The sequence below is a fragment of the Tessaracoccus bendigoensis DSM 12906 genome (genome assembly GCF_900141915.1).
GTDB lineage: Bacteria > Actinomycetota > Actinomycetes > Propionibacteriales > Propionibacteriaceae > Arachnia > Arachnia bendigoensis.
This window is the reverse complement of the sequence record NZ_FQZG01000015.1, coordinates 14,890-34,556: the sequence shown is the minus strand read 5'-3', so window position 1 is coordinate 34,556 and position 19,667 is coordinate 14,890. Positions and strand designations below refer to the sequence as shown.

15 protein-coding genes are annotated in these 19,667 nt (G+C 68.4%); 11 read left to right on the top strand and 4 right to left on the bottom strand.

Features of this window, described 5'->3' with window-relative positions; all coding sequences use genetic code 11:
• Nucleotides 1-3 precede the first annotated feature (3 nt).
• From BUC15_RS05415 to BUC15_RS05405, 3 genes are all read left to right on the top strand, one after another.
• Nucleotides 4-1,068 carry an AI-2E family transporter gene (locus BUC15_RS05415; protein WP_073186519.1) on the top strand — a complete coding sequence of 355 codons (1,065 nt, stop codon included), beginning with the start codon at nt 4-6 and terminating at the stop codon, nt 1,066-1,068.
• Nucleotides 1,069-1,176: 108 nt separating this feature from the next.
• Nucleotides 1,177-3,234 carry an efflux RND transporter permease subunit gene (locus BUC15_RS05410; protein ID WP_073186518.1) on the top strand — a complete coding sequence of 686 codons (2,058 nt, stop codon included), beginning with the start codon at nt 1,177-1,179 and terminating at the stop codon, nt 3,232-3,234.
• On the top strand, nt 3,231-5,678 hold the full coding sequence (locus BUC15_RS05405; protein ID WP_073186517.1) for a hypothetical protein: 2,448 nt from the start codon (nt 3,231-3,233) through the stop codon (nt 5,676-5,678). Before BUC15_RS05410 ends, BUC15_RS05405 begins: the two co-directional genes overlap by 4 nt.
• 310 nt (nt 5,679-5,988) lie before the next feature.
• Here the strand turns inward: BUC15_RS05405 and BUC15_RS05400 are convergent, their stop codons facing one another.
• Nucleotides 5,989-7,344, bottom strand: a complete 1,356-nt coding sequence (locus BUC15_RS05400; RefSeq protein ID WP_073186516.1) for a HAMP domain-containing sensor histidine kinase — start codon at nt 7,342-7,344, stop codon at nt 5,989-5,991.
• 2 nt (nt 7,345-7,346) lie between these two features.
• The gene (locus BUC15_RS05395) at nt 7,347-8,051 is read right to left on the bottom strand and encodes a response regulator transcription factor (RefSeq protein WP_073186515.1); all 705 of its coding nucleotides are present in this window, start codon (nt 8,049-8,051) and stop codon (nt 7,347-7,349) included.
• Between the two features lie 142 nt (nt 8,052-8,193).
• Here BUC15_RS05395 and BUC15_RS05390 point away from each other — a divergent pair, with 142 nt between their 5' ends.
• The 6 genes from BUC15_RS05390 to BUC15_RS05365 all read left to right on the top strand — a co-directional run bounded on the left by BUC15_RS05390 (nt 8,194) and on the right by BUC15_RS05365 (nt 12,053).
• Entirely contained in the window at nt 8,194-8,871 is a 678-nt protein-coding gene (locus BUC15_RS05390; protein ID WP_073186514.1) for a PepSY domain-containing protein, read from the top strand.
• A 167-nt stretch (nt 8,872-9,038) separates the two neighbouring features.
• Nucleotides 9,039-9,305: a hypothetical protein gene (locus BUC15_RS05385; RefSeq protein ID WP_073186513.1), complete on the top strand. Its 267-nt coding sequence runs from the start codon at nt 9,039-9,041 to the stop codon at nt 9,303-9,305.
• On the top strand, nt 9,302-9,781 hold the full coding sequence (locus tag BUC15_RS05380) for a hypothetical protein (RefSeq protein WP_073186512.1): 480 nt from the start codon (nt 9,302-9,304) through the stop codon (nt 9,779-9,781). Before BUC15_RS05385 ends, BUC15_RS05380 begins: the two co-directional genes overlap by 4 nt.
• Before the next feature lie 10 nt (nt 9,782-9,791).
• The gene (gene rarD, locus BUC15_RS05375) at nt 9,792-10,673 is read left to right on the top strand and encodes an EamA family transporter RarD (RefSeq protein WP_217652117.1); all 882 of its coding nucleotides are present in this window, start codon (nt 9,792-9,794) and stop codon (nt 10,671-10,673) included.
• A 50-nt stretch (nt 10,674-10,723) separates the two neighbouring features.
• Complete coding sequence (ppk2, locus tag BUC15_RS05370) at nt 10,724-11,497, top strand: polyphosphate kinase 2 (RefSeq protein ID WP_073186510.1); 774 nt, start codon at nt 10,724-10,726, stop codon at nt 11,495-11,497.
• 10 nt (nt 11,498-11,507) lie between these two features.
• Nucleotides 11,508-12,053 carry a GNAT family N-acetyltransferase gene (locus BUC15_RS05365; RefSeq protein WP_073186509.1) on the top strand — a complete coding sequence of 182 codons (546 nt, stop codon included), beginning with the start codon at nt 11,508-11,510 and terminating at the stop codon, nt 12,051-12,053.
• Between the two features lie 121 nt (nt 12,054-12,174).
• On the opposite strand, the gene BUC15_RS05360 is transcribed toward BUC15_RS05365, so the two are convergent.
• Together BUC15_RS05360 and BUC15_RS05355 are read right to left on the bottom strand one after the other, a co-directional pair.
• The gene (locus BUC15_RS05360) at nt 12,175-13,956 is read right to left on the bottom strand and encodes an FAD-binding dehydrogenase (RefSeq protein WP_245787900.1); all 1,782 of its coding nucleotides are present in this window, start codon (nt 13,954-13,956) and stop codon (nt 12,175-12,177) included.
• 43 nt (nt 13,957-13,999) lie between these two features.
• Nucleotides 14,000-16,033, bottom strand: coding sequence for a S9 family peptidase (locus BUC15_RS05355; protein ID WP_073186507.1), 2,034 nt, complete (start codon nt 16,031-16,033; stop codon nt 14,000-14,002).
• Nucleotides 16,034-16,234: 201 nt separating this feature from the next.
• On the opposite strand from BUC15_RS05355, the gene BUC15_RS05350 reads away from it, so the two are divergent.
• On the top strand, nt 16,235-17,461 hold the full coding sequence (locus tag BUC15_RS05350) for an alpha/beta fold hydrolase (protein ID WP_073186506.1): 1,227 nt from the start codon (nt 16,235-16,237) through the stop codon (nt 17,459-17,461).
• Nucleotides 17,462-18,151: 690 nt separating this feature from the next.
• The gene (locus BUC15_RS05345; protein WP_084189381.1) at nt 18,152-19,645 is read left to right on the top strand and encodes a DEAD/DEAH box helicase; all 1,494 of its coding nucleotides are present in this window, start codon (nt 18,152-18,154) and stop codon (nt 19,643-19,645) included.
• Nucleotides 19,646-19,667 lie beyond the last annotated feature (22 nt).

Here is a 19,667-nt window from a genome sequence, read left to right as displayed (position 1 = left end):
GACATGAGTGACAACGCCCCCTCCCAAACGTCACGGCTCCGCGGAATCGGCGCCACAAGCTGGGCACTGCTGGGCATCATTGCGCTGACCGTCGTCATCGCGACCGGGCTGAGCGCCATCAGCGGAATCCTTGTGCCGCTCGTGATCGCCGTGATCGTCGGATCGCTGCTTGAGCCGTTCGTGCTCTGGCTCGAACGACGAGGTGTCAAGCAAACCCTGTCCGCCGTCATCGCCACTTTGGTCGCCCTGGCCGGAACCGGCGGTGTCCTCGTCATCATCGTGCAGGGACTACTCGGTCAGGCCCCCCAGATCACGCGCCAGATGGTGGCCGGCTGGAACTCGATGCTTGGCTGGGTGCGGTCGCTCGACCTGGATGTCGTCCTGCTGGAACAGCTCCGCGTCAACGTCGAGCGCTACCTGCCCGAGTTCGGACGAGGCGTGTTCGGGGTCCTGTCCGGCACCTTCTCCAGCGCAATCGCGTTCGCCTTCGGCACGTTCTTCGCCTTCTTCCTGTTGTTCTTCATGCTCCGCGACCTCCGCACCTTCCCATCGTGGCTGGCCAGGATCGCCAAGGCGGACGCGCCTCTCCTGACTGAGATGGCCGACGCCGTGAAGGCGTCGCTGCGCGGCTACTTCAAGGGGATCGCGATCACGGCCCTTGTGACGGGCCCGATCTTCATCATCCCTTTCCTGCTGCTGAAGCTGCCGTTGGTTGTGCCGATCTTCATCCTGTATTTCGTCTTGTCCTTCATCCCGTTCCTCGGGGCGTGGATCACCGGGGCGGTGGCGGTGCTGATCGCGTTCGGAACTGGCGGGCCGACCGCGGCGCTCATCATCGGGCTCACCTTCCTCATCTCGAACGGAACCATCCAGAGCTTCGTCAGCTCCTGGGCTCTGGGGTCCGCGCTCAAGATCCATCCTGTCGCCGTCCTGCTGGCCACCATGATCGGCGGAACGATCGCCGGGCTGATCGGCATGGTGCTGGGCGCACCGCTGGTCGCGGCGACCATCAAGTCGCTCGACGCGCTCCACAGGCACCGGGCCGCCCAGCAGAACGCTCCCGTCTGAGGGGTCTGGGCGACCCCCCACCACCCTGATACAGTTGTGTATCGGACGGGCGAGGAAGACCGCCGTGACGAGGGGGGCACGCTTCCTTGAAGGATCGGATGGGGCGCGATGCGCACGTTGGCGGAGCACATCACCCGGCACCACAGGCTGCTGCTGGTGGTCTTCGGGGCGCTCACCGCCGTCTGCGGATTCCTGACGTTGCTCGTGCCAATCAACTACAACCTGGCTGACTTCATCCCGCCGGAGGCACCGTCGAAAGTGGCCACCGACGTGATGGCCCAGGAGTTCGACGACTCGATCCCCAACGTGCGGGTCTTCGTCCCCGGCCTGAGCCTGTCCGAGGCGGTGGAGACCAGGCAGCAGATCGAAGAGGTACCCGCGGTGCAGTCGATGCTTTGGCTCGACGACCTAGTCGACCTCAAGACACCCCTCGAGCTGCAGGACCAGAGCCTGGTGTCTGGGTTCCAGACCGATGCGGGCTCCCTCTTCCAGGTCAGCGTCGCCCTCGACGACACCGTCGCCACCCTTGCCCAACTCCAGGAGATCGCCACCCCCGACGGCGCCGTCGAGGGTCAGCTGGTCGACCTGGCGCTGGCCCAGCAGTCGACCACCTCAGAGGTGGGCACCATCGTGGTATTCATGGTGCCGCTGGCGCTCGGGCTGCTGATCCTATCGACCTTGTCGTGGCTCGAACCGGTGGTGCTGATGGCCACCATCGGTGTCGCCGTCGTCCTCAACATGGGCACCAACATCTTCGTCGGCGAGATCTCCTTCATCACCGCGGCGGTGGCCGGGGTGCTGCAGTTTGCCGTCTCCATGGATTACGGCATCTTCCTGCTGCACGCGCAGAAGCGACACCTGGAGGCGGGCGAGGGTCGGCTCAAGGCGCTGCAGTCGGCCGTCGTCGACAGCTCAACCGCGATCCTCGCGTCGTCGTCGACGACGATCTTCGGCTTCCTCGCGCTGCTTTTCATGAGCTTCCAACTGGGGCCCGACCTGGGCCTGGTCCTCGCGAAGGGCGTGGTGTTCAGCCTGATCTGCGTGATCTTCTTCATGCCTGCTCTCATGCAGGTGATGGACCGGGCGATCGCGGCCACGAGCCACCGTTCATTCCTGCCGAGCTTCGCGGCTCTCGGACGGGGGATCTCCAAGATCGCGGTGCCGCTGCTTGCGATCGCCGCGCTGCTGCCGATCGCCTACGTCGCGCAGGGCATGACCGATTTCCGCTACGGCATGGGCGACTACCCGACCGGGTCGAGGGAGGCCGCCGACCGCGAGTTCATCCAGGAGGAGTTCGGGCGGGCGCTCCCGATGGCGCTGCTCGTGCCCCGCGGGCAGTGGGGCACCGAGCACGAACTGGAGCAGGAACTGGCCGACCTCGACGCGGTGACGGGCATCTCGTCGTTCCAGACGCAGGTCGGCCGGTTGCTGCCCGCCGAGGTGCTGCCCCAGGAGCAGCTGTCGTCGCTGCTCAGCGAGAACTACTCCCGCATCATCTTGACGGTGGACACGGCGAAGGAGGGCGCCGAGGCGTTCGCGGTGGTCAACGAAGTCCGGGAGATCGCGGGGCGACACTATCCGGACGCCTACCACCTCACCGGCGAATCGGTGGTCCTTGAAGACATGCGAGCCAGCATCACCTCCGACAGCGTGCTCGTGAACCTGATCGCCGTCGGCAGCGTGTGGCTGGTGCTCTTGATCAGTTTCCGCTCGCTGCTGATCCCGTTCCTGCTGGTGCTGACCATCGAGGGGGCGATCTGGATCAACCTCAGCGTGCCCTACCTGTCGGGCAATTACATGGTCTACATCGGGTTCCTGGTGATCAGCACCGTTCAGCTTGGCGCCACCGTCGACTACGCGATCCTGTTCACGCAGCACTATGTCAGCAACCGCGCGACCCGCAGCAAGCACGAATCCATCGCGCACACCGTCAAGGAGACGTTCGGCACCCTGCTAACCCCGGTGCTGATCCTGGCCTCGGCCGGGCTGGTGCTCTACCTGGTGTCGTCGCTGGTGGTCGTGTCGCAGCTCGGCGAGGTGCTGGCCCGCGGCGCGCTGATCTCCTTCGCGCTGGTGAACCTGTTCCTGCCCGGCATGTTGATCGTCTTCGACCGGGCCATCCAGAAAACCACCTGGAAAGCCGATTTCCTGAGGAGCAAGAGATGAAACGCATCTTCGCCGTCCTGCTTTGTGTGGCGGTCCTGGCCATCTCCCCGGCGAAGGCGGCGCCGCCCTCTACCCCGGCGCCGGGCGCTCCGATCGCCACCTCCCTTCAGCCGAAGGAGGAGGTGGTCTACGCGCACCTGGCCGGTGACGGCGCCGTCAGCCGGGTGTTCGTCGTCAACGCGTTCCGGGACTCCGACGGTGGGATCCTCGACTTCGGCGACTACAAGAACGTCGTCAACCTAAGCAACTCCGACGAGATCCTCCTCGACGGCGACACGGTGGAGGTCGGCGCCGCCGAGGGCGACTTCTACTACCAGGGCGAGGCGGCCAGCGTTGAGATGCCCTGGTTGATCGGGATCCGGTACGTGCTCGACGGTCGCCGCGTGAGCGCCGACGAGCTGCGGGGCGGCAGCGGGCCGCTGGCGATCGAGGTGAGCGTGCGCCGCAACGACGCCGCCGACCCGGTCTTCTTCGACAACTACATGCTGCAGGTCTCGGTCAACCTCGACTCCCGGTACTTCCGCTCGATCGCCAGCGACGGTGCCACGATCGCCTCGAACGGAACGACGCAGGTGGTCAACCTGACCTCGCTGCCCGGCAAGGAGACGGACTTCGTGATCAACGCCGTCGCCGAGAACGCCCACGTCGGGCAGGTGCAGATCGCCGGCCTGCCGTTCGAGATGATGATGGATCTGCCGGACCCGGCCGAGTACGTCGGCGACCTGGTCGAGCTCCAGGACGCGATCGCGCTGTTGGCCGACGGCGTCGGGCAGTTCACCTCAGGGGTGGGGCAGCTGGACGACGCCACCGACCAGTTGAGCGCGGGCGCGACGTCGCTGGCCGACGGCGCGCACACCGTCGCGAACGGGTTCGACCGGCTGGCGGCAGGTCGCGGCGAGTTCGACACGGGGCTGCGCCGCTACAACGCCGGGGTGCAGGAGTTCGCCGACGGGATGTCGCAGCTCACACACGGCCTCGGGGCCTTCACCGGCGGGATCGAGCAACTCGCCGACGGCAGTTCGCAGCTCGCCTCGGGCCTGGACACCTACAGCGCGGGTGTCGGCCGGTTCGGCACTGGCCTGAACCAGGCCTCCGGGGGCAGCTCCGAGCTGGCGGCCGGGGTCGAGGACCTGTCGGATGGCCTCCGACAGCTCACCGACCAGGGCAAGTACGCCGACCCGAACCTGGTGGGAGGCTCCGCGCAGATCCTTGAGGCCCTCGTGTCCCTCGATGCCGCCCTCAGCTTCCCCCTGACCGAGGAGGAGCTCGGCCTGCTCATCGACCTCCTTCAGACGCTTTCCAACAGCCTGGATGAGATCGCCAAGAGCGTCGATGAAACCGACTTCGACGCCTTCATGGCGTTGCTGCGCGACGCGCTCGACCGTTTCGACGGCTCGGTCTCCGAGATCGAGCAGATCGCACAGCGGTTGCAGGACGGCGACACCGTCGCAGCCGACCTGGGCATCGACGTCACGGGCAACCCCGAAGCGGCGGCGCTGCTCGCCTACATGGCCGACCAGGGTCGCCAGCTCGACGGGGCCAGCGCGGAACTGCGGGAGGTCAGGGCGAGCCTCGACGGGCTCGATCCGCTGATCGAAGGCCTGCTGACGGCGATGGAGCAGCTGCGCAACGAGTTCGACACCGTCCGCACCCTGATCTCCCGCATCAACGATGCGGTGCAGGCCATCTTGGTCGAGGATCTCCAGGAACTGGCCGAGGGGCTGAAGCTGCTGAGCTCCAACTACGCCACGTTCCATAAGGGGCTGGTCGCCTATGTCGACGGTGTCGAACAGGCCTACCTCGGGGTCGGGGGCGACCCGGGGCTCCTCAGCGGCGCCCGCGACCTCAGCGAAGGGCTCGGGCAGCTGGCCGATTCGGGCGGCGACCTGGCTGAAGGGGCCGCCGCGCTCGCCGACGGCGCGCGTCAGTTGGACGACGGGATCGGTGCGCTGCGAGACGGCGCCGACCAGTTCGCCGGGCAGGGCGGGGCGATCGTCGACGGGGTCGACCAGTTGGCCGCAGGCGGGGACGCGTTGGTCTCCGGCCACGGTCAGCTGCTGGCCGGCGACGCGCAGCTGGGTTCGGGCCTGCACCAATTCGCCTCGGGGACAGACGAGTTCGCCGACGGCGTCCGTCAGTACTCGTGGGGGCTGGGCGTGCTCGTCGACGGCGGCGGCGAACTGAGCGACGGCGCGTCGACGCTGCGGGATGAGACCAGCGACATGGACCAGCAGATGGCCGACCGGATGGACGAGGCGATGGCCGACTTCCTGCCGTCGGAGTTCACGCTGGTCTCGGCGGTCGATGAGCGCAACACGGGGATCGAGCGGGTGCAGTTCGTGTACCTGATCGACGCCCAGGTCGAGCCGGCGCCCGAGTCGGCTGAGGTCGACGACGACTCCGACAAGACGATCTGGGACCGGTTCCTCGACATTTTCCGGTGACCGACGATCAAGCGGAGCGAGCGGATCATCGCGGATCGGACGAGCCACGCGTCCTGGCAGGAGCCGTCGATGGACCGGGCCCCAGGTTGCCGAAGGCGATCCCGATCCCGCCAGAACCGCCCGAGCGCCCAGCGTGCAGCGACGGCGCGGCCGGTTGGTTCGCCCGGGCGCCCGGGCCGGAACTGTTCGCTGCCATCCGGGCAGCGTACCGCGGGTCGCGGGAGGGGCCCTTCGGACTCGGCGTCGGTTACGCGAGGCCCTCGCATCCGCGCGCACCGGGCGCGGTATCGACGGGTCCGGCCCGCCGGCCTCATCCTGCCGGAATCGTGAGTCTCAGCGTCGCTCCGCGCCCGGCGTCGAGCACTTCGACGTCACCGCCGTTGGCGCGTGCGAGTTCGCGGGCGATCGAGAGGCCCAGCCCGGTGCCACCATCGTCGCGGCTGCGGGTGGCGTCCAACCTGACGAAGCGGTCGAAGATCCGTTCCCGGTCGGCGGCGGGGATGCCCGGACCATCGTCGGAGACCGTGACGCTCACCGGGGCCCCGGGCCCGTCGGGCCGGGTGACCGCGACGGACACCGCGCTGCCCGCGTGGCGCACGGCGTTGTCGACCAGGTTCGTGACGACCTGCGCGACCTGCTTCGTCGCCGCCTGCACCGGCACCACCCCTGCACCTTGGCACGCGACCGGCACCCGGTCACCCCGGCGCTGGTCGAGGAGGTCGGCGACCAGCCCTGCCAGATCGAACGACTCCGCCCGTGCCGTGTTTCCGGCGTCCAGGCGGGCCAGTTGCAGCAGATCGGTGGTCAGCGTCTCGAGCCGCCGGACCTCCTCGAGGGACTCCTCGGCGACCTCGACGACATCGGCGCCTTCGGGGTGGGCCGCGGTCACCTCGAGTTGGGTGCGCAGCGACGCGAGCGGGCTGCGCAACTCGTGCGACGCGTCGGCGATGAACGCCCGCTGCCTGTCGGAGGCCTCCTCCAGCCGGGCGAGCATCCGGTTCATCGTGTCGGCCAGCCGCGCCACCTCGTCACGGTGCGGAGGCACCGGCACCCGGCGGGACAGGTCGCCGGACGTCAGGTCCTCGACCTCGGCACGGATTGCCTCCACCGGACGCAGCGCCCGGGCGACCACCAGCCACGTGACCACCGACACCACGGCCAGCACCACGGCCAGAGCGATCACCAGCAGCCGGGTCAGCGTGCCGAGCACGTGTGCGGCCTCGCCGAGCGAGACCCCGGCGCTGACGACGACCTGCCCGGACGGCGATTCGGTGCCGACCGACACCACCCGGAAGTCGGTGGCGCGCCCATCCGGCGCAAGCACCCGCACTGTGCGGGCGTCGAGTCGGCCCTCGAGCGGGATCGAGGCGCCGAGCGGCCCCATGCCTGCCAGCTGGTGTGACGCGGCCAGCACCGTCCCGTCGGACGACGTCACCTGCAGGATCGTCGAGCCCTCGGCATCGACGTCGAGCACCGCGCTGAGTCGACCGGCCTCCGCGACGATCGCGAGGTTCCTGGCCTGCACCTCGGCGAAGGTTTCGGCGTCGTCGACCATGGTCGCCGCGATCATCCGCACGATGACGAACCCGACGGCCACCAGCGCCACCGCAACCACGAGCACCGCACCGACGGTGACCCTGGCCCGCACCGATCCGAAGGACGGCATCGTCACTCCCCCTCGTCGGGATTGAGCCGGTAGCCGACGCCCCGCACGGTCTCGATGGTGCGCCTGCCGAACGGAGCGTCGACCTTCCTGCGCAGCGAGCTGATGTGGACCTCGACGACGTTCTGGTCGGCCGGGGAGGCGAAGTCCCACAACTCGTCGATCAGTTCGGCCTTGCCGACCACCACCCCCGGCCGCCGGGCCAGGTAGGCAAGGATCCCGAACTCCCTGGCCGTCAACGCGATCTCGTCATCGCCGCGGAGGCAGCGGTGCTGGTCGGGCACGATCCGCAGGTCGCCGACGGTCAGGGTCGCACCGGCTGCGGGAGCCTGCGAACCCTGGGCAGGGGCGGCGGCCCGGCGCAGGAGTGCCCTCAACCTGGCCACGAGCACGACGAAATGGAACGGTTTCGTGAGGTAGTCGTCGGCGCCGGTGTCGAGGGCCTCGGCCTCGTCGTACTCGCCGTCCTTCGCGGTGAGCATCAGGATCGGGGTGCCGATGCCCTGCCTGCGCAGCGCCGCGCACACGTCATACCCGTTGCGGCGCGGGAGCATGATGTCCAGGACAATGATGTCGAAGCCCCCGCGCTCGGCCAGTTCCTGCCCCGAGATGCCGTCGTGGGCCAGCTCGACGTCGAAGCCCTCGGCGCTCAGCCCCCGCCGGAGCGCGGCGGCCAGCCTCCGTTCGTCGTCGACCACAAGTACCCGCATGGCCCAATCGTGGCATGTGCGAAGCCTCGAACCTGAAGCCGCGCTGAAGCGGAGGGTGCCGCTTCAGGGTCCCTTCAGGTGCCCTGCCGCAGACTGAGCCCATCAGACACCGGAAACGGGCACCCACTCAAGAGGAGCGATCATGAAACTCACGTCAGGCAATGCGAAACGCTTCGGCCAGGCATTGGCGGCCGCCGCCGTCGCGTCGACGATGCTGCTCACAGGCTGCGGTCTCGGCGCCCCGGACACGGTCGTGTCCGCCGCACCCGGCTCGACGCCTTCGACGCGACCCGCCGACGAAGCCCCGGCCCCGACGCCGACCCCGACATCGTCCGGGACCCTGGTCCCGACCCCGACATCGTCCGGGACCCTGGTCCTCACCGGTCTCGACGTCGCCCCCCAGGACGCCGCGACCACGGCGCTCGAGGCACACCCGGACGGGAGGATCCTCGAGATCGAACTCGACCGTTGGCGCGGATCGACCGTCTGGAGCGTCACCCTCATCACGGCCGACGGCAAGCGGGAGGTCTACGTCGACGGCGTCACCGGCGCGGTCCTGGCCGATGAGGCCGACGACTCCGACGATCTGGTCAGATACCGTCGGATGCTCGACCGCGCCGAGTTCCACCCACGGCTGATCGAGCGGCTGCTCGAGGCCCAGCCCGGCGGGATCGTCAAGATCGAGTTGGAGGACGACGACGGTTCGCTGTTCTGGGAGGTCGAGATCATCACGGCTAACCACCGCAGGATCAAGCTGCACATCGACCCCGATAGCGGTCAGGTCGTCAGGCGCTACCTCGACGACGATGACGACGAGTAGCCGCGCCGTAGATTCGCACTGGCCTACGGTTTTGTCGTGGGGGCTGGGATGATGATCCGCATGGGTCCTATCTGGTCGCCCGAGAGGCACCCGGCCCGACCGGACACCCTGAAGCGACGAGGCAAACCCCGCAGGGAGGCGGCACCTGGAATTGGTAGGGTGCAGGCATGCGCCGGATGCCCCGAACTCTGCTCGGGACGCTCGTCGCGTCCGCCGTCCTCGTCATCACGGGCGCATTGACGCTGGCCCTGAACGCCCAACCTTCGGCATCCTTCGGCTGGTACTCCTACGCCCCGTTGACCGAGGCGCCCCTTCCGTTGAACGGCACCATCCTCCTGACGCCCGCCTCCGCCCTGGGCGCCTCCCTGACCGTCCTCGGGCTGATCGGGTTCGGGGTGGCCGCCGGGTTTCGGCTTGGACGCGGTAGGCAATGAGCGACGCCCAGCGGGTATCGATCGTCGGGACCGTCCTCGTCATGGCCTTTGCGACGGTGGGTACGCTGCAGATCCTGGTCCTGAATCCGCTCGCGGCCGTTCCCGGCCTCGGGCTGGGCGGCATCTACCGGGAAGTCGCGAAGGCTGGCGAGACGATGGTGCCCGCCGCGGTGGCCCTGATCATGTTGGTCGGCCCGGCGGTGGCTATCTTCTGGCTCGTACAGGCCGGGCGGCGTCCGGGCATTCGGGCGCGGGATCGCGGGGTTCGGTACGCGGTCCTGCTCGCACTCGGCACCCCGGCATACTTCTTTGCGAGTTTCGGCCCTGGGATGTCCCTGGCTGACACGTTCGCCATCTCGGGCGCCGACTACTCGCCCTGGGCGATTCCGCTGTACGTCACCAGTGGCGCGGCCATCCTCGTGATCATTCTCCTCGTCACCCTCAAACGACCAGGGGCTCCGACCTTCCCCAGATAGGCTGTCGGCGGTGCAGCAACGTCAGGGTCTCATCAACGGCGTGGTCGCCTATCTCCTATGGGGCATATTCCCGCTCTACTTCGTCCTTTTCGCCCGCTCCGGGGCGTTCGAGATCGTCGCCTACCGGGCGCTCTGGTCGCTTGTGGTGTGCCTGCTGGTCCTGGCCGTCATGCGACGTTTGGGCGAACTTCGCGACATCCTCGCCAAGCCCAAGATGGCTCTGGCAGTCGGGGTGGCCGGGCTTCTTATCGCGACGAACTGGACGGTGTACGTCTACGGCGTCAACACCGACCGCACGCTGGACGCAGCGCTCGGATACTTCATCAACCCCTTGGCGGTCGCAGCGCTCGGGGTCCTGGTCCTGGGCGAGAAGCTGAGGCCACTCCAGTGGGCCGCGATCCTCGCGGGGCTCGCCGCCGTCGTCGTCCTGCTGGTCGGCTACGGCCAGTTCCCGTTCATCGCCATCACCCTTGCGCTGTCGTTCGGGACCTATTCGCTGGTGAAGAAGGTCTCAGGAGGCGCCGTCGCACCCGTCTCCGGGTTGGCGTTCGAGACGGCCACCGTCGCCCCCATCGCACTCGGATTCCTGATCTACCTGGCCGTTGCCGGACGTTCCACCGTCGACCTTTTCAGCGGCTACGGCGCCCTGATGGCCACGACCGGCGTCGTCACCGCCGTCCCACTTCTACTGTTCGCCGCCGCGGCCCGCAGGGTCTCGATGATCACCTTGGCGATGCTGCAGTACATCGCCCCCATCGGCCAGTTCCTCCTCGGCTGGCTGGTCTTCCACGAGCCGATGCCGCTCAGCCGATGGCTCGGGTTCGGTTTCGTGTGGATCGCCATCCTGCTGTTCGTGGCCGACGTTGCCCTCACCCAGCGCCGACGCCACTAGGCTGAGTCCACCGGCGCGACGCGGCGACGGTCGAGGCTTGGGAGATCGCGATGAGCAAGAAGAAGCAGGACTACGAGGCGGAACTGGAACGGCTGCAGGGCGAGGTCGTCGCGTTGCAGGAGTGGGTGAAGCGTAGCGGGGCGCGGGTCGTCATCATCTTCGAGGGCCGCGACACCGCGGGCAAGGGCGGCGTCATCAAACGCCTCACCGAGCGGGTCAGCAACCGCACCTTCCGCGTCGTCGCGCTGCCCGCACCGACCGAACGCGAGCTATCCCAGATGTACATCCAGCGCTACGTGCCGCACCTGCCGGCGGCCGGAGAGGTCGTCATCTTCGACCGCAGCTGGTACAACCGGGCCGGGGTCGAGCGCGTCATGGGGTTCTGCACCCCCGCCCAACTTGAGCAGTTCTTCAACGTCGCCCCCGAGATGGAACACATGATGGTCGAGAGCGGCATCATCCTGCTCAAATACTGGATCGAGGTCTCGGAAACCGAACAGACCAAACGGCTCACCTCACGGATCCACGACCCCCGCAAGGTGTGGAAGCTCTCCGGCATGGACGTCAAGTCCTACGCCCACTGGTACGACTACGGCCGGGCCCGCGACGAGATGTTCGCCCGCACCAGCACCCCCTGGGCGCCTTGGCGAGTCGTCGACGGCAACAGCAAGAAGAAGGCGCGACTCAACACCATCGCCGACATCCTCGACCAGATCCCCTACGAGCCGCTGCCCGAACGCGAGGTGACGCTGCCGCCACGGCAGGAGCCCGACGGCTACGTCGAACCCGACCACTCGGCGCTGACCATCCCGAAGCGCTACTGAGGATCAAGCCATGCCACAGTTCCCCGACGAGGTCATCCAACTCGACCGCGGCAGGCTCCGGCCCGTCCGCGAATCAGATCTGGCCGACATCACCGCGGCCTGCAACGACGACGCCATCCGCGCCTGGCTGCCGCTTCCGATCCCCTACACACCAGAAGACGCGCACGCTTTCGCCTTCGACTTCGCGCCGCAGGAACTCGCCTCGGGGGCAGGCATCGAGCGCGCCGTCGAATCCGAAGGCCGGCTCTGCGGGATGATCGGGCTGAAGACGACCTCCTGGAAGGTCGGCTCGACCGAGGCCGGCTACTGGTCGGCGCCCTGGGGCCGCGGCCGTGGCCTGATGACGACGGCGCTGCTTGCGATGACCGGCTTCGCCTTCGCGCAGGGGCTGCACCGCGTGGAGGTGCGGGTCGCCACCGGCAACCTCGCCTCGCTCGGGGTCGCCCTCCGGGCCGGGTTCCGGATCGAAGGCACGCTGCGGCAGGCAGCCCGAACCCACGACGGCCCCGTCGACATACTGGTGTTGAGTCGGCTCGACACCGATCCGCCGTTCTGACAATCGACGCCCGGACCGGGCCGACCGTACACAAATCTCTCTATACGTGGAGGCATTCGCTATAGGGGCCCGCCTCCACCCATGCAGAGATTTGTGCACGGCTACGCCGGGTCCAGCGTCGTCAGTGAGGTAGGAGCGTGGCGCGACCCGCGGCCCTCCCCGAGAAGATGCAGCCTCCCAGGAAGGTGCCCTCCAACGCGTTGTAGCCGTGCACTCCCCCGCCCCCGAACCCGGCGACCTCGCCTGCCGCGTACAGCCCCGGCACGGGCTCGCCGTCGGCTCCGATCACCTGGGAATCGAGGTTGGTCTGCAGCCCGCCGAGCGTCTTGCGCGACAGGATGTTGAGCCGCACCCCGATCAGTGGCCCGTGTGCGGGGTCGAGGATCTTGTGTGGTTTCGCGACCCGGATCAGCTTGTCGGTGGTCGACCTTCGCGCGTTGTGGATCACCATCACCTGGACGTCCTTGGTGAACGGGTTGTCCATCTCGCGGTCGCGGGCGACGATCTCACGCTCGATGGCGGCGACGTCGAGTTCGGGGCCGCGCGTGATCGCGTTCATCTTCGCGACCAGGCCTGGCAGCGTGTCGGCCACCACGAAGTCGACGCCGTGCTCCTTGAACGCCTCGACGGGGCCCGGGGCGCCCTTCGCGAGTCGGCTCCGCAGCATGAACCCGAGGTCGCGGCCCGTCAGGTCGGGGTTCTGTTCGGAGCCCGAGAGCGCGAACTCCTTCTCGATGATCGACTGCGTCAACACGAACCACGAATAGTCGTGCCCGGTGGCGAGGATCTGCTTCATGGCCCCGATCGAGTCGGCGCCAGGCACCCCCGACATGCCCCGCAACCGCCGCCCGTTCGCGTCGAACCACATCGACGATGGGCCGGGCAGGATGCGGATGGCGTGGTCGGGCCAGACCGGGTCCCAGTTGTGGATGCCCTCGGTGTAGGCCCACATCCGGTCACGGTTGACGACGCGGCCACCTGCGCGTTCGGTGATCTCCAGCATGCGGCCGTCGACGTGCGCGGGCACGCCCGAGATGAGGTGCGACGGCGCCGGCCCGACCCGGGTCGTCGGCCAGTTGCGTCGCATCAGCTCGTGGTTGTGGCCGATGCCACCCGAGGTCACGATCACGGCGGCGGCCCGTTCCTCGAACTCGCCGATCACCGTCCGCGACGACGACACCCCTCGCGGCGCGTCGTCGTCGGCCAAGATCGCACCGCGCACCCCGACCACGGCGCCGTCCTCGACGATCAGGTCGTCGACGCGCCGTCGCAGCCCGAACGCGGTGCGCCCGGCCCGCTCGTCGTCGAGCACCCGGGTCGCGAAGAGCTCGACGATCCGGGGCCCGGTGCCCCAGGTGATGTGGAAACGGGGCACCGAGTTGCCGTGCCCGGAAACCGAGCCGTCGCCGCGTTCGGCCCAGCCGACGAACGGGACGGCGCTCCAGCCGAGCCGACGCAGGTACTCGCGTTTGCCGTCGGCGGCCCAGTGGACGTAGGCCCTGGCCCACTGCTCGCCCCAGGAGTCCTCGTCGCTGAGGCGGTCGAACTGGGCAGAGCCGAACCAGTCCTGCATGGCGAGGTCGAGCGAGTCGCGGATGCCCATGCGGCGCTGTTCCGGGCTGTCGACCAGGAACAGCCCGCCGAGCGACCAGAAGGCCTGGCCGCCGATGTTGTGGGCGTTTTCCTGGTCGAGGATCAGGACGCGGTTGCCCCCCTTGCCAGCCTCGTAGGCGGCGACCAGCCCTGCGAGCCCGGCCCCCACGACGATCACGTCGGCGTTGAATCCCATGTCTTCCCCCTTGGCTGGCCATTGTTCCGGGATTTTGGCTGGGGAGGGGGAAACGTTGAGCACTATCCGGGGTTCGATGCGCGACACGCCGTAGTTGGGCGTCAATTCGGTCATCGAACCCGGAATAGTGCTCAACGCCAGACCCGCACCGCGCGGGTCACAGGATCGCGGGGCGCTCCAGAAGACGGCCCTCCCGGACGGCGTCGGCGAAGCCGAGCACCGTCTCGTACCAGACGACCGCGTGTTGCGGCGTCAGGATCCAGTGGTTCTCATCGGGGAAGTACAGGAACCGGTGCGGGAACTCGGCCGGGTCGCCGTCGAACTTCTCGTTCAGCGACCACCACAGCGCCAGCCCCTCGCTGATCGGCACCCGATAGTCGAGGTCGCCATGGATCACGAGCATCGGGGTGACGATGTCTCCCGCGAACCGGTGCGGTGAGTTGGCCTCCAGCATCTCGGGGCTGAGCTCCCGGCTCCAGTACCAGGCCGCGTCGGTCGACGGGCCGAACGCCGTCAGGTTCCACAGCGACGCGTGCGAGACGATGCCCTTGAACCGGTCGGTGTGCGTGGCGATCCAGTTGGCCATGTAGCCGCCGAACGAGCCGCCCATCATCACCGACGCGTCGTCGCGGATGTCCGGGCGCGCCTCGACGGCGTCGGTGAGCGCCATGATGTCGGTGAACGGCTCGGCACCCCAACGACCCCAGCCCCGCTGGATGTAGTCGAGGCCGTACCCGGTCGACAGGGCCGGGTCGGGCAGCAGCACCGCCTGGCCGCGGGCGACCAGCAGCCACGGGCACCAGCGCCACGACCAGGCGTTCCACGAACCGAGCGGGCCGCCATGCACCCACAGCGTCAGCGGCGCAGGGGCCTCGTCCGTGGTGCCGTCGGGCACGATCAGCCACCCGGGCACCCGCGTGCCGTCTGCCGCCGTCGTCTCGACCCGCTCCACCCGTCCAGGCAACTCCGGGTACGCCACCGGCGACCGGAGCACGCGGGTGGTCGCGGTGTCGACGTCGATCGCGACGATGTCGCCCGGATTGGAGTACGAGGAGCGCAGCGCATACAACGTCGAGCCGTCCGGGCTGCGTAACACGTTGTGGTGGGCCCCTTCCTCCGTCAGTCGGCGCACCCCGCCGGTGGCGACGTCGACCGCGAAGACGGGGGCGGCGCCGTCCTCGTCGGCGACCACGTAGAGGGTCGACGCGTCGGGAGAGAAGGCCACGGGGTGCCCCCACCGGTCCCAGCCCTCCGCGACGAACCGGGACTCGCCGGTGGCCAGGTCGACCAGCCACAGCTTGGAGTCGACGGCCTTTGTGGGGGTGGAATCCAGGCTACGCACGACGGCGACGAGGCGACCGTCGTCACTGACGACCGGGCTGCCGAACTCGACGCCGTCCTCGGCCGCGATGACGGTGCGCTCGCCGGTGGCCAGGTCGATTCGGACGACCTCGCTGACGGTGACACCGTGCGCGGCGGACCGCTTCCACTCGGCCACGAGCGTCTGGCCGCCTCGTGACAGCGCGGCGTCGCCGAGCGCGGCACCGACATCGCCGGTGAGGTCGCGCGGTCCGCCGAGCGTCAGGTCGCCGACGACATCGCCCTCGACCGGGGCGAGCCGGAGCCGGGGGTGTTCGGGGCCAAGGTCGTGGTCCCAGTACCGCACCGGGTAGCCGTCGTGCAGGATCGCGGAGACCTTCCGCTTGGAGCGCTGCTCCCGCTTCGCCGCGTCGGCCTCGTCGTCGGCGGCGCCGTCGAACATGAGCACGCCGAGCACGACGTTGTCGTCGTCGGCGTTGGTGAGGATCGAGCCGTAGCCGCCGTCGCGGCGGGCCAGGACGTAGGCCTCGCCGCCGTCGGATGGCAGGCACCACAGCGCATTGGTGGAGTCCTTCGGCTTGTCCTCACCGACGGCCGGGACGTCGCGCTTCGACGTGAACACCAGCGATCCATCGCGCAGGAAAGCCGACGCGGCTTCGCCCTTCACCGACCGTGTCCGACGGACGGCGCGTCGCTCGCCGGCGGGGTCGACTGCCCAGAGCGAGGTGGTGTAGGCGGTCTTTTCCGCGTCGGGGCCCTGTACCGCGGCGATCAGCGTCGATCCGTCGTGACTGAGGGTGAGCCCGACGAGCCTGGGAATGGTGACGTAGGTTTCGAGGTCCTGCCAGGGTGACTTGGGCGTTTCAGACATGCAGCCCACTCTGCCACTGGGCACGCGTCCCTATCTCCTGGGGCGCTGTGGTTGGGTGAACTTTGAGCACTATTCCGGGTTCGTTCCCGATGTGAACGTTCACATGCGCTGTTTCGGGCATCGACCCCGGGATAGTGCTCAACGCCAGACCCAACCCAGCCCATCCCGTCGACTAGGGTCGGGCGGGTGAGCACCCGACGCATGCAGGACCTGACGGTCGACGACCACACGATCGCAGTGCCCCTCGACTGGACCGACCCGGCCGACGCGCGCACGATCGACGTACACGCGACCGTCGTCACCCGGGTCGACGGTGAGAGACTGCCCTACTTGCTGTTCCTGCAGGGTGGCCCCGGGTTCGAGGCGCCGACCCCGTTCCACGCGTCGACGTCGCCGTCCTGGCTCGACGCGGCGCTCGAGAAGTACCGCGTCGTCATGCTCGATCAGCGCGGCACCGGCAGGTCGACGCCCATCACCGACGACGACCTGACGCTAGGTACCGACGCGCTCGTCGAACGCCTCATCCACCACCGCGCCGACTCGATCGTCCGCGACGCCGAAGCGATCCGCGAACACCTCGGGGCACCGAAATGGAGCTCGCTGGGGCAGTCGTTCGGAGGATTCACGACGTTGAGCTATCTGAGCACCGCCGCCGAGTCACTCGACAAGGTGTTCTTCACCGGGGGGCTGAGCGCCGTCGGCCGCACGCCAGACGAGGCGTACGCGCTGACCTACGACAAGGTCCGCGCCGCCTCCGAGCGCTACTACCGCCGATTCCCTGAGCACCGCGATGCCGTGCGACGCCTGGTCGACCTGGCCGCGTCAGGCTCGCTCGAACTGCCGACGGGTGAGGTCGTCTCGGTTTCGCGGCTCCGCTCGCTCGGGTCGCTGCTTGGATCGGACGACGGCTGGCAGAGCCTCTGGTCGCTCCTCGACGAGAACCCGAACACCAATGCGTTCCGCTACGACCTCGCCGACGCGCTCCCCTTCGGCGGCCGAAACCCGCTCTACTACGTCGTCCACGAGTCCTGCTACGCCGACGGTGGCGTCACCGACTGGGCCGCGGAGCGGGTCGAGCCCGACGACTTCCGCGCCGACCCGACGCTGCTGACCGGCGAACACGTCCGTCGCGAGTGGGCCGACACGGTGCCGGCGCTGCGGCCTTGGAAGGACGTCGCCGAGGCGCTGGCCGTGCACGAATGGCCGCGGCTGTACGACGTCGACGCGCTGCGTGGCTCGGGCGCTGAGGGAGCGGCGGCGGTGTATTACAACGACATCTACGTGCCGGTCGAGTATTCGATGGAGACGGCTTCGTTGCTGCCGAGTGTGACGCCGTGGGTGACGAGCCAGTTTGAGCACAGCGGCCTGCGCTCCGCCAGCGTGCTGCCCCGGCTCTTCGACTTGGCGGACCACAAGGTCGTCCGGTGACGCGCCGTCGTTGACGACGCGTCACCAGGGGTTCTTGCGCGACACCAGGGACCCGTTCCGGACACCAGGGGTATCGCTCGACACCAGAGATCGGTTCCCGACACCAGCGAAATCGCTCGACACCAGAGATCCGTTCCCGACACCAGCGAAATCGCTCGACACCAGGGATCGGTTCCGGACACCAGTGGTATCGCTCGACACCAGGGATCCGTTCCGGACACCAGCGAAATCGCGCGACACCAGCCGTATTTCGCAGGTATCGAGAGATAACGCTGGTAACGCGCCCGGACCACTGGTAACGAGACATAACGCTGGTAACGCCCCCGGACCACTGGTAACGAGAGATAACGCTGGTAACGCGCCCGGACCCCTGGTAACGAGAGATATCGCTGGTAACGCGCGCCCATACCCCTGGTATCGCACTCAGACCCCTGGCAACCCGCCCAAACCCCCGCAGCACCGGCCACCCCCACACACAGCCCATCCCACGCCGTCCGCACCAACGATTCGTTGAAACTTGCACGTCGCGCATAGACTGAGCCCTGCGGTCCGACCAGTCTTGCAACGGACCGCCGGTGACGAGCAGCCATCCGATTCGAGGTGGCTCCCCATTGCCCGCGCCACGCGGCCCCTCCAAGGGTGATCCCAGACCGGCGCGCCGTGCAGGACACCGATTCCTTAAGGATCCTCTTGTCTTCAGATTTCGCGCGCCTCGGCGTGCCCGCCTCCCTCGAAGCCGTCCTGGCCGAGCGTGGCATCACCATCCCCACCCCGATCCAGGCTGCCACGCTGCCCGACTCGCTCGCCGGACGCGACGTCCTCGGCCGCGGCCGCACCGGCTCGGGCAAGACCTACGCCTTCCTCCTGCCGCTCGTCGCCCAACTGGCCAACGGCAAGAAGGCCGGCCCCAAGCGGGCCCGTTCGCTGATCCTGGCCCCCACCCGCGAGCTCGCGGCCCAGATCGAGGAGTCCCTCATCCCGCTTGAGAAGGCTGCCGGGCTCACCAGCCTGACGGTGTTCGGCGGGGTCAACCAGAATCCGCAGGTCCGCGCCATGGCAAAGGGCGTCGATGTCCTGATCGCCTGCCCCGGGCGCCTCCTCGACCTCGTCGGGCAGGGTGCGATCGACCTTTCTGCCGTGACGATCACCATCATCGACGAGGCCGACCACATGGCCGACATGGGCTTCCTGCCAATGGTGCGACGCATCCTCGACAAGACCCCGGCAAAGGGGCAGCGGATGCTGTTCTCCGCGACGCTCGACCAGGGCGTCGGGGTGCTCGTCAATGCCTACCTCCACCAGCCCGTCACCCATGAGGCCGACTCTGCCGAGTCGCCCGTGGCGAAGATGGAACACCACGTCCTCAAGGTTGACAAGGGCGACCGGGTCGCCATCCTGGCCGAGCTGACGGCGGCGCCGGGCAAGACCATCGTCTTCACCCGCACCAAGCACGGCGCCAAGAAGCTCGCGAAGCAGCTGATCCAGCTCGGGGTTCCCGCGGTCGACCTTCACGGCAACCTCGCGCAGAACGCCCGCACCCGCAACTTGGAGGCGTTCCATTCCGGCACGGTCCAGACCCTGGTTGCGACCGACATCGCCGCGCGCGGAATCCACGTCGACGACGTCGAACTGGTCGTACACGCCGACCCGCCGGCCGAGCACAAGGCCTACCTGCACCGTTCCGGCCGCACGGCCCGCGCTGGGAAGGCTGGCACCGTCCTGACGTTGGCCACGCCCGATCAGACCGGCGAGGTCCGCTCCCTCATGCGTGCCGCGAAGATCACCCCGACGATCTCCTCGGCCAAGCAGGGCGACGCGCTGCTCGAGTCCCTCGCCCCCGGCGAGCGCACCTTCCTGACCCCGGAGGCCGCCCAGACGACGGCCTATCCGAACAAGCCGCAACCCCAGCCTCAGGCGTCGGCTGGCGGTTCCCCGTCCCGCCGTCGCCGTCCATCTTCAGGCGGCGCAGGACGGCCCGCGACCCGTCACGACGGTAACTGCCGCTCAGGCGGAGCACGCAACGCGGGTGGGCGTGGCGGAGACTCCACTCGTGGTGGAGACACCCGACGTGGCGACTCGCGTCGTGGCGGCGACGCTCGGCGAAGTGGGGCAGCAACCGCCGCCTCGTCTGGCGGCACCGGCGGCGCTGCCGCGTTCAGCGCCCAGCATCGCCGGGGACGCTGAGACTCACGAGCCTTTCCACCGG

Excerpts from the sequence above, each read along its gene's own strand:
- BUC15_RS05415 (WP_073186519.1), top strand. The coding sequence starts at position 4 with ATGAGTGACAACGCCCCCTCCCAAACGTCACGGCTCCGCGGAATCGGC.
- BUC15_RS05410 (WP_073186518.1), top strand. The coding sequence starts at position 1,177 with ATGCGCACGTTGGCGGAGCACATCACCCGGCACCACAGGCTGCTGCTG.
- BUC15_RS05405 (WP_073186517.1), top strand. The coding sequence starts at position 3,231 with ATGAAACGCATCTTCGCCGTCCTGCTTTGTGTGGCGGTCCTGGCCATC.
- BUC15_RS05400 (WP_073186516.1), bottom strand. The coding sequence starts at position 7,344 with ATGCCGTCCTTCGGATCGGTGCGGGCCAGGGTCACCGTCGGTGCGGTG.
- BUC15_RS05395 (WP_073186515.1), bottom strand. The coding sequence starts at position 8,051 with ATGCGGGTACTTGTGGTCGACGACGAACGGAGGCTGGCCGCCGCGCTC.
- BUC15_RS05390 (WP_073186514.1), top strand. The coding sequence starts at position 8,194 with ATGAAACTCACGTCAGGCAATGCGAAACGCTTCGGCCAGGCATTGGCG.
- BUC15_RS05385 (WP_073186513.1), top strand. The coding sequence starts at position 9,039 with ATGCGCCGGATGCCCCGAACTCTGCTCGGGACGCTCGTCGCGTCCGCC.
- BUC15_RS05380 (WP_073186512.1), top strand. The coding sequence starts at position 9,302 with ATGAGCGACGCCCAGCGGGTATCGATCGTCGGGACCGTCCTCGTCATG.
- ppk2 (WP_073186510.1), top strand. The coding sequence starts at position 10,724 with ATGAGCAAGAAGAAGCAGGACTACGAGGCGGAACTGGAACGGCTGCAG.
- BUC15_RS05365 (WP_073186509.1), top strand. The coding sequence starts at position 11,508 with ATGCCACAGTTCCCCGACGAGGTCATCCAACTCGACCGCGGCAGGCTC.
- BUC15_RS05360 (WP_245787900.1), bottom strand. The coding sequence starts at position 13,956 with ATGACCGAATTGACGCCCAACTACGGCGTGTCGCGCATCGAACCCCGG.
- BUC15_RS05355 (WP_073186507.1), bottom strand. The coding sequence starts at position 16,033 with ATGTCTGAAACGCCCAAGTCACCCTGGCAGGACCTCGAAACCTACGTC.
- BUC15_RS05350 (WP_073186506.1), top strand. The coding sequence starts at position 16,235 with ATGCAGGACCTGACGGTCGACGACCACACGATCGCAGTGCCCCTCGAC.